Genomic DNA, 9,525 nt, shown 5'->3' with positions numbered 1-9,525 from the left:
ATGGCGAAGAGCAAATTTGAACGAACAAAACCGCATGTTAATATTGGTACGATTGGTCACGTTGATCATGGGAAGACTTCATTGACAGCAGCGATTACGAAATTTTTTGGTGAGTTTAAAGCATATGACCAAATTGATGCAGCACCAGAAGAGCGTGCGCGTGGTATTACCATTTCTACAGCCCACGTTGAGTATGAAACGGAAAGCCGTCACTATGCGCACGTTGACTGTCCTGGACACGCAGATTATGTTAAAAACATGATCACAGGTGCAGCACAGATGGATGGAGCCATTTTGGTTGTTTCTGCAGCTGATGGTCCGATGCCACAGACCCGTGAGCATATTTTGCTTGCTCGTCAGGTTGGCGTTCCAGCGATTGTTGTTTTCCTCAATAAAGTTGATCAGGTTGATGATGCGGAGCTTTTGGAACTTGTAGAGCTTGAGGTTCGGGAACTTTTATCCAAATATGATTTTCCAGGAGATGAGATACCGATTGTAAAAGGTTCTGCGTTAGCTGCTCTTGAGGACAAGGATAAAAGCATTGGAGAAGATGCGGTTCGTCTTTTAATGAGCGAGGTTGATAATTATATTCCAACCCCTGAGCGTCCTGTTGATCAACCATTTTTGATGCCGATAGAAGATGTTTTTTCGATTTCGGGTCGTGGGACGGTTGTTACGGGTCGTGTTGAGCGTGGTGTTATTAAAGTTGGAGAAGAAATCGAGATTATTGGTATTCGCCCAACATCTAAGACGACGGTGACAGGTGTTGAAATGTTCCGCAAGCTTTTAGATCAGGGTCAAGCTGGAGATAATATTGGGGCGCTGCTTCGTGGTGTTGACCGTGAAGGTATTGAGCGTGGTCAAGTATTGGCAAAACCAGGATCGGTTACCCCACATACACGTTTTAAAGCGGAAGCTTACATTTTGACGAAAGATGAAGGGGGTCGTCATACGCCGTTTTTCACGAATTATCGTCCACAGTTTTACTTCCGTACGACAGATGTTACGGGTATTGTTACGCTTCCAGAAGGAACAGAAATGGTTATGCCCGGTGATAATGTTGCGATGGATGTGTCATTGATTGTGCCGATAGCGATGGAAGAGAAGCTTCGTTTCGCTATTCGTGAAGGTGGTCGTACTGTTGGTGCCGGTATCGTCTCTAAAATCATTGAATAAATAATGCTTGTTGAAAGGTTACTAAAGGCGTTTTAGTTTTCAAAGTTAGGGGTATAGCTCAGTTGGTAGAGCGGCGGTCTCCAAAACCGCAGGTCGCGGGTTCAAGTCCTGCTGCCCCTGCCAAAGGGGAATAGGATTTTAGATATGGGGGAGCGGATCTTAGTGTCTTTTTCGCTTTTTTTTATCTAGGGCTTGTTTTTTTGTGTGTGAAACGCTATTGAATAGGAAGTAAAAGAATTGCATCAGTCTAAAAGGTGGCTTTTGCATTTTTTCGTATTTATTTTGTTTGATAAAACACAATAACACTAAAAGAAAGTGTAATAGGGCGAGAGAGTATAGTGTGACGATGGCATCTAAAACCAATCCAATTGCCTTTTTGAAGCAAGTTTATGCAGAAACAGTTAAAGTAAAGTGGCCTACGCGTCGCGAGACGGTTATTTCTACTGTTATGGTTTTGTTGGTAACCGCATTGGCTTCGGCTTTCTTTTTTATTGTGGATCAGGTTATGCATTTTGGTGTTTGGCGGGTTATTGATCTTCTGAAATATCTTTTTGGTTGAGAATGTAAGGAAGTGTGATTGTGGCGGCTCGTTGGTATATTGTTCAGGCATATTCAAATTTTGAAAAGAAAGTAGCGGAAGCTATTGATAAGGAGGCAAAGCAAAAAGGACTTGATCATCTATTTGAAAAGATTTTTGTTCCAACAGAGCGTGTTGTAGAAGTTCGCCGCGGACGTAAAGTCGATACAGAACGAAAATTTTTTCCTGGTTATGTTCTTGTTCGTGCTGAATTAACCGATGAAGTTTATCATCTTATTAAGAATACGCCTAAAGTGACAGGTTTTTTAGGATCGGATGCGCGTCCTGTTCCGATTTCTGATCGAGAGGTTGAGCAAATTCTCAAACAAGTTCAGGAAGGGGTTGAGTCTCCGAAGTCTTCTGTATTGTTTGAGGTTGGAGAGCAAGTTCGCGTTGCTGATGGTCCTTTTGTTTCGTTTAATGGAATTGTTCAAGAGGTAGAAGAAGAGCGCTCTCGTCTTAAGGTTGAGGTTCTCATTTTTGGGCGTCCTACGCCTGTTGATTTGGAATTTGGTCAGGTTGAAAAACTCTGATGAGGCTTAGAGTAGTTTTAATTACTTTAAGGAAGGAGTGGGAGGTGATTTATGGCTTTTGTCGGCTTAATGATCCGTACCACATCACTGCAGCGGGTAGAAAGCAAGATAAATTGTTCGTATACCAGTGAAATTGAAGGCAGGTTATTATGGCAAAAAAAAGTATAGGTCAGCTCAAATTGCAGGTTCCTGCAGGGGCTGCTACTCCATCTCCACCAATTGGTCCGGCTCTTGGGCAACGTGGTATTAATATCATGGAATTTTGTAAGGCGTTTAATGCAGCCACACAAGAAATGGAAAAGGGGGCACCGATTCCAGTTGTTATTACATATTACCAAGATAAGTCTTTCACGTTTTCTCTCAAGACACCTCCTGTGTCGTTCTTTTTAAAGAAAGAAGCGCAGCTGAAATCTGGTTCAAAGGAGCCTGGTAAGGTGTCTGTAGGAAGTATCTCTCGCGATAAAATTCGTTCGATTGCGGAATCAAAGATGAAGGATCTTAATGCAAATGACATTGAGGCAGCGATGCGTATGATTGAAGGCTCTGCGCGTTCGATGGGCTTAGAAGTGGTGGGCTAATATTATGGCAAAAGTAGCAAAGAGAATAAAAAATATCCGAAAAGATATTGATTTTAATGAACTTTACACTTTAAAAGATGCTGTTTCAATGGTTAAGGAGCGTGCCGTAGCTAAGTTTGATGAAACAATTGAAATTTCAATGAACTTAGGTGTTGATCCTCGTCATGCTGATCAGATGGTTCGGGGTGTTGCTCATTTACCAAATGGCACGGGAAGAAATATTCGTGTTGCCGTTTTTGCTCGTGGAGATAAGGCTGAGGAAGCTAAGGCAGCAGGAGCGGATATTGTGGGGGCTGAAGATTTGTTTGAAAACATTAATAGGGGGGTGATTGACTTTGATCGTTGCATTGCAACACCAGACATGATGCCTCTTGTTGGTCGTCTTGGTAAGATTCTTGGTCCACGCAGTTTGATGCCAAATCCAAAAGTTGGGACTGTAACACTTGATGTTGCTGGTGCTGTCAAAGCTTCTAAAGGTGGTGCTGTCGAGTTTCGTGTTGAAAAAGCTGGGATTGTGCATGCTGGTATTGGGAAGGCTTCTTTTGGTGTTGAAAAAATCGTAGAAAATATTAAAGCCTTTGCAAGTGCAGTTATTAAAGCAAAACCGCAAGGTGCAAAAGGTGAGTATATTAAGCGCGTTGCTGTTTCTTCAACGATGGGGGTTGGTGTTAAAGTTGATCCAGCAACGGTTCGTTCAGAGTCAGTATAAGCTGATTGATAATTTTTTGAGGTAAGTGACGATTAAAATTGTATTTTAAATGCCGGTTTTGTCCGGCATTTAGCCATCTAAGCTTTATAGGGCTTAGGTTATGCCGGGAGAAATTCCGGAATATCCTGTCCGAGATTGTAGGTGATGTTTTAAGCATCTTAATCAAAAAAAACCTGCATGAGACTGGGGTAAAAAACTGAGAGTTAAAGACTTAAAGGGTTTGAGCCAGGGTTGCCTTTGAGCGCTGTGCGTGAAAAAGGGGACAGGATCCTCATCGGTGACATGAAGTATTTTATGTTATCAAAGGTAACCAACAGATTTGTTTAAAAATAAATCTGTTAAATGGAGAGAGACAGTGAATAGAGCGGAAAAACGCGAATTTGTTACATGGCTTAACGAGGCTTTTCAAAAGTCTGGTTCTGTTGTTGTTGCACATTATTCCGGTCTGACAGTTTCACAGATGAACGATTTGCGTTCGAAAATGGGTGAAGCTGGCGGTGCCGTTAAAGTCGCCAAAAACCGTCTTGCTAAAATCGCTCTTCAGGGCACGGAATCTGAATCGATAATGGGTTTGTTTACAGGACAAACACTTATTGCTTATTCAGAAGATCCAATCACAGCACCGAAGGTTGCTGTTGATTTTGCAAAAAGCAATGACAAATTTGTCATCCTTGGCGGTTCAATGGGTGCAACAAGTTTAACTGTAGATGCTGTGAAGTCATTGGCTTCGTTGCCTTCATTAAACGAGTTGCGGGCAAAACTTGTAGGTATGATTTCTACTCCTGCAACCCGTATTGCACAGGTTGTTAATGCACCTGGCGGTCAGGTTGCACGTGTCATTGGCGCATATGCTCAGGAGGATAAGGCGGCTTAAGGCTGTTTATTCACGTTGATGGAAGAGCTTTCATGCTTTTCTGTTTTTCTGAATAAGTTTTAATAATGGTTCAAATCTTTTAATTAAAGGAATTTAAAAATGGCTGATCTAGCGAAGATCGTAGAAGACCTTTCTAATCTAACTCTTTTGGAAGCTGCTGAGCTTTCTAAGTTACTTGAAGAAAAGTGGGGTGTTTCGGCTGCTGCTCCTGTAGCTGTCGCTGCTGTTGCTGGTGGTGCTGCTCCAGCTGCTGAAGAAAAAACAGAATTTGATGTTATTCTTGTTGAAGGTGGCGCGCAAAAAATTAATGTTATTAAAGAAGTTCGTGCTCTGACAGGACTTGGTCTTAAAGAAGCGAAAGATCTTGTTGAAGGAGCACCTAAGCCTATTAAAGAAGGGGCTTCTAAAGAAGAAGCAGAGAAAATTAAATCTCAACTTGAAGCTGCTGGTGCTAAAGTTGAACTTAAATAAATTTAATTTTATCGGCGGACATTTATGTTCGCCGATTTTCTTTCTCTAAAAAGAGGAAAAGTAATGAGTAAAAAAACCTTTTACCAACGGTTTAATCGCAATAGTGGGTATAGGGTTGAGCTACTCATCTCTCATCATAGAGCCAAGTTTAAAAAAGGCTTGTGTTGGTGGAGAAAGTTAATGATGCTCGTTATTGGGTGTCCGGTGAACTGGTCTGCATATGCAGGTTAATGATATAAAACTTTCAAGGTTGGTCTACCTTGAAGAGTAAGGATCAAGGAGCGACGATGGCTCAGACTCACGCAATGATGTCTCAATTCAATGGTCGTAAGCGGGTACGCAAATTTTTTGGTAAGATTCCTGAAGTAGCAGAGATGCCGAATCTTATTGAGGTTCAAAAAGCGTCATATGATCAGTTTCTCATGGTTGAGGAACCGAGAGGTGGACGACCAGATGAAGGTTTGCAAGCTGTTTTTAAATCGGTATTTCCTATTTCTGATTTTTCCGGTACAGCTATGCTTGAGTTTGTTGGTTATGAATTTGATTTACCGAAATTTGATGTTGAAGAATGTCGTCAACGTGATTTAACTTATGCAGCCCCATTGAAGGTGATATTGCGTTTGATTGTTTTTGATGTTGATGAGGATACTGGCTCCAAAGATATCAAAGACATTAAAGAGCAGGGCGTCTATATGGGTGATATGCCTTTAATGACGACCAATGGTACCTTTATTGTTAATGGTACGGAGCGTGTTATTGTTTCTCAAATGCATCGTTCTCCAGGTGTATTTTTTGACCATGATAAGGGCAAGTCTCATTCATCAGGAAAGCTTCTTTTTGCTGCTCGTGTTATTCCCTACCGCGGTTCTTGGCTGGATATTGAATTCGATGCTAAGGACATTATTTATGCGCGTATTGATCGGCGACGTAAGATACCTGTTACCAGTCTGTTAATGGCATTAGGTATGGATGCCTCAGATATTTTATCGACCTTTTACGATAAAGTGACTTATGAGCGTGATGGAGAAGGATGGCGTGTTCCTTATTCTGTTGATCGCTTTAAAGGAATGAAGCTCATTTCTGACCTTATAGATGCAGAGAGTGGTGAAGTTGTTGCGGAAGCTGGTAAAAAACTGACAGTTCGTACTGCGAAGTCTTTGGCAGAAAAGGGCCTCAAGGCGGTTAAAGTTAGTGAAGATGATTTATTAGGGTGTTATCTTGCTGAAGATATCGTCAATTACGAAACAGGTGAGATTTACCTTGAAGCGGGCGATGAAATTGACGAAAAAGTATTGAAAATTTTGCTTGATGTTAGTGCTGATCAAATTAATATCCTTGATATTGATCACATGAATATTGGCGCTTATATCCGCAATACTTTAAAAGTGGATAAGAATGAAAGTCGACAGGATGCATTGTTTGATATTTACAGAGTAATGCGTCCAGGTGAGCCTCCCACAATCGATACAGCAGAAGCAATGTTTCATTCATTGTTTTTTGATCCAGAGCGTTATGATCTTTCAGCTGTTGGACGTGTTAAGATGAATTTGCGTATGGATCTTGATTGTCCAGATACCGTTCGCGTTTTGCGTCAAGAAGATATTCTTGCTGTTGTTAAGATGTTGGTTGAGTTGCGTGATGGTCGTGGTGAAATCGATGATATTGATAATCTTGGCAATCGTCGTGTTCGCTCCGTTGGGGAGTTGATGGAAAATCAATATCGCATTGGTCTCCTTCGTATGGAGCGCGCGATAAAAGAGCGTATGTCATCGGTTGAAATTGATACAGTGATGCCGCAGGATTTAATCAATGCAAAGCCTGCTGCAGCAGCTGTTCGTGAGTTTTTTGGATCTTCTCAATTGTCGCAATTTATGGATCAAACTAATCCATTGTCGGAAATCACCCATAAGCGCCGTCTTTCTGCTCTTGGTCCAGGGGGATTGACTCGTGAGCGTGCGGGTTTTGAAGTTCGTGACGTCCATCCTACGCATTATGGTCGTATTTGTCCGATTGAAACACCTGAAGGTCCCAATATTGGTCTGATTAATTCCTTAGCAACATTTGCTCGGGTTAACAAATATGGCTTTATTGAAAGTCCATATCGTAAAATTATTGATGGTAAAGTTACCAAAGAGGTTATTTATCTTTCAGCGATGGAAGAAGCAAAGCATTATGTTGCTCAAGCAAATTCCTCATTAGATAGTGAAGGTCGTTTTATAGAAGAGTTTGTTGTTTGTCGTCATGCGGGTGAAGTTTTAATGGCACCGCGCGATCATGTTGATTTGATGGATGTTTCACCAAAACAGTTGGTTTCAGTCGCAGCCGCACTTATTCCGTTTTTAGAAAATGATGATGCGAATCGTGCGCTTATGGGATCGAACATGCAGCGTCAGGCAGTGCCTCTTGTGCGCGCTGAAGCGCCATTTGTTGGGACGGGCATGGAATCCGTTGTTGCACGCGATTCAGGAGCTGCGGTGAGCGCAAAACGCAGTGGTATTGTTGATCAAGTCGATGCGACCCGTATTGTTATTCGTGCAACAGAAGATTTAGATCCTTCAAAATCAGGCGTTGATATTTATCGCTTGCAAAAATTTCAGCGTTCTAATCAGTCCACTTGTATTAATCAGCGCCCTCTTGTGCATGTCGGTGATCGGGTAGAGAAGGGTGATATCATTGCAGATGGCCCATCCACGGATCTGGGTGATTTGGCTCTTGGGCGGAATGTTCTTGTCGCCTTTATGCCTTGGAATGGATACAACTATGAAGATTCCATTTTGTTATCTGAGCGCATTGTTGCGGATGATGTGTTTACTTCAATTCATATTGAGGAATTTGAAGTTGCAGCACGTGATACAAAACTTGGGCCTGAGGAAATTACCCGCGATATTCCCAACGTTGCAGAAGAAGCCTTAAGAAATCTTGACGAAGCTGGCATTATTTATATTGGTGCTGAAGTTCAACCGGGTGATATTTTGGTTGGAAAGATTACACCAAAGGGTGAAAGTCCCATGACGCCAGAAGAAAAGCTTCTGCGTGCAATTTTTGGTGAAAAGGCTTCAGATGTTCGCGACACTTCTATGCGTATGCCTCCTGGGACGTTTGGTACTGTTGTTGAGGTTCGCGTTTTTAATCGCCATGGAGTGGAAAAAGATGAGCGCGCTATGGCCATTGAACGTGAAGAAATTGAGCGTTTAGCAAAAGACCGTGATGATGAACAGTCGATTCTTGATCGCAATGTTTATGCGCGTCTTACCGATATGTTGACAGGTAAAGTCGCTGTAGAAGGTCCGAAAGGCTTTTCGGAGAGCAAAAAGCTTGATAGTACGGTAATGGGGCGTTATCCACGCTCGCAGTGGTGGCAATTTGCAGTTGAAGATGAAAAGCTTCAAAATGAAATTGAAGCTTTGCGTAAGCAATATGATGAATCAAAAGAAGCATTACAACGTCGCTTTATGGATAAAGTTGAAAAGGTCCAAAGAGGTGATGAAATGCCTCCTGGTGTCATGAAAATGGTAAAGGTTTTTGTGGCTGTGAAGCGCAAAATCCAACCAGGTGATAAGATGGCGGGACGACATGGGAATAAGGGGGTTGTTTCACGTATTCTTCCTGTAGAGGATATGCCATTTCTTGAAGATGGAACGCATGCTGACATCGTCTTAAATCCCCTTGGTGTGCCTAGTCGTATGAATGTTGGGCAAATTCTTGAGACGCACCTTGGTTGGGCATGTGCGGGGATGGGCAAAAAGATTGGTGATTTATTAGAATTATATCAAGAGACAGGGGATATACTTCCTTTACGTCAACGTATTGAAAATCTTATGCCTGATGATAATCATAATGAACCAGTGCGTCAGTATGATAACGAAAGTCTTTACAAATTGGCACTTCAGATGAAGAAAGGGGTTTCAATTGCAACGCCTGTTTTTGATGGAGCTCATGAGTCTGATATCAACATGATGCTGGAAGATGCAGGATTGGATAGTTCAGGGCAGGTTACGCTTTATGATGGTCGTACGGGAGAGCCTTTTGATCGTCCAGTAACGGTGGGGTATATTTACATGTTGAAATTGCATCACCTTGTTGATGATAAGATTCATGCACGTTCTATTGGTCCCTACTCACTTGTTACGCAGCAACCATTGGGAGGTAAGGCACAGTTTGGTGGTCAACGTTTTGGTGAAATGGAGGTTTGGGCTCTTGAAGCTTATGGTGCTGCATATACTTTGCAGGAGATGTTGACAGTAAAATCGGATGATGTCGCTGGTCGGACGAAAGTCTATGAAGCGATTGTGCGTGGTGATGATACATTTGAAGCCGGTATCCCTGAGAGCTTTAATGTGTTGGTGAAAGAAATGCGTTCACTTGCTCTCAATGTAGAACTTGATGATGCGCGTGAACTTATTGCACAGCGTGTGTTATCTGATACGGCAGAACAATAATCCAAGGAGCGCACGGGAAAAAGGTTGCGCTCTGATTACTTTAAGAGGCTCAATAACCTTATTGAAGGTTGTACAGATCATTTTTGGAAGTAAATGTATTTTAAAGAAGATCTGTTACAAAATGAATGAGATATTACAACAGGTTCTAAGAATCTTTGAAGGAGAACA

At 42.0% G+C, this 9,525-nt stretch carries 8 protein-coding genes and 1 tRNA gene; all 9 read left to right on the top strand.

Annotation, left to right across the window (positions count from 1 at the left end; translation table 11 throughout):
- The gene (tuf, locus tag T429_RS0105060; RefSeq protein ID WP_005773266.1) at positions 1–1,176 is read left to right on the top strand and encodes an elongation factor Tu; all 1,176 of its coding nucleotides are present in this window, start codon (positions 1–3) and stop codon (positions 1,174–1,176) included.
- Between the two features lie 47 nt (positions 1,177–1,223).
- Positions 1,224–1,299, top strand: a tRNA-Trp gene (locus tag T429_RS0105055).
- Positions 1,300–1,522: 223 nt separating this feature from the next.
- On the top strand, positions 1,523–1,735 hold the full coding sequence (gene secE / locus T429_RS0105050; protein WP_005773665.1) for a preprotein translocase subunit SecE: 213 nt from the start codon (positions 1,523–1,525) through the stop codon (positions 1,733–1,735).
- 20 nt (positions 1,736–1,755) lie between these two features.
- Positions 1,756–2,286, top strand: a complete 531-nt coding sequence (gene nusG / locus T429_RS0105045; protein ID WP_005773664.1) for a transcription termination/antitermination protein NusG — start codon at positions 1,756–1,758, stop codon at positions 2,284–2,286.
- Positions 2,287–2,435: 149 nt separating this feature from the next.
- Positions 2,436–2,864 (top strand): 50S ribosomal protein L11, encoded by a 429-nt coding sequence (rplK, locus tag T429_RS0105040; RefSeq protein WP_005773661.1) that lies wholly within the window; start codon positions 2,436–2,438, stop codon positions 2,862–2,864.
- 4 nt (positions 2,865–2,868) lie between these two features.
- Positions 2,869–3,573, top strand: coding sequence for a 50S ribosomal protein L1 (gene rplA / locus T429_RS0105035; RefSeq protein WP_005773660.1), 705 nt, complete (start codon positions 2,869–2,871; stop codon positions 3,571–3,573).
- A gap of 355 nt (positions 3,574–3,928) precedes the next feature.
- A complete protein-coding gene (rplJ, locus tag T429_RS0105030) occupies positions 3,929–4,447 on the top strand; it encodes a 50S ribosomal protein L10 (RefSeq protein WP_005773659.1) in 519 nt (172 codons plus the stop codon).
- 99 nt (positions 4,448–4,546) lie between these two features.
- Complete coding sequence (gene rplL, locus T429_RS0105025) at positions 4,547–4,918, top strand: 50S ribosomal protein L7/L12 (RefSeq protein ID WP_005773658.1); 372 nt, start codon at positions 4,547–4,549, stop codon at positions 4,916–4,918.
- A 287-nt stretch (positions 4,919–5,205) separates the two neighbouring features.
- Positions 5,206–9,357: a DNA-directed RNA polymerase subunit beta gene (gene rpoB, locus T429_RS0105015; protein WP_005773656.1), complete on the top strand. Its 4,152-nt coding sequence runs from the start codon at positions 5,206–5,208 to the stop codon at positions 9,355–9,357.
- The last annotated feature ends 168 nt before the right edge of the window (positions 9,358–9,525 follow it).

Origin of the sequence: Bartonella elizabethae F9251 = ATCC 49927 (assembly GCF_000518165.1) — a bacterium.
GTDB classification, from domain to species: Bacteria; Pseudomonadota; Alphaproteobacteria; order Rhizobiales; family Rhizobiaceae; genus Bartonella; species Bartonella elizabethae.
Note: the sequence above shows the minus strand (reverse complement) of the source record. Positions and strands in the feature narration are given on the sequence as shown.

Bases quoted from the DNA above. Each gene is read 5' to 3' on its own strand.
- tuf (WP_005773266.1), top strand. From the start codon at position 1: ATGGCGAAGAGCAAATTTGAACGAACAAAACCGCATGTTAATATTGGT.
- secE (WP_005773665.1), top strand. From the start codon at position 1,523: ATGGCATCTAAAACCAATCCAATTGCCTTTTTGAAGCAAGTTTATGCA.
- rplK (WP_005773661.1), top strand. From the start codon at position 2,436: ATGGCAAAAAAAAGTATAGGTCAGCTCAAATTGCAGGTTCCTGCAGGG.
- rplA (WP_005773660.1), top strand. From the start codon at position 2,869: ATGGCAAAAGTAGCAAAGAGAATAAAAAATATCCGAAAAGATATTGAT.
- rplL (WP_005773658.1), top strand. From the start codon at position 4,547: ATGGCTGATCTAGCGAAGATCGTAGAAGACCTTTCTAATCTAACTCTT.
- rpoB (WP_005773656.1), top strand. From the start codon at position 5,206: ATGGCTCAGACTCACGCAATGATGTCTCAATTCAATGGTCGTAAGCGG.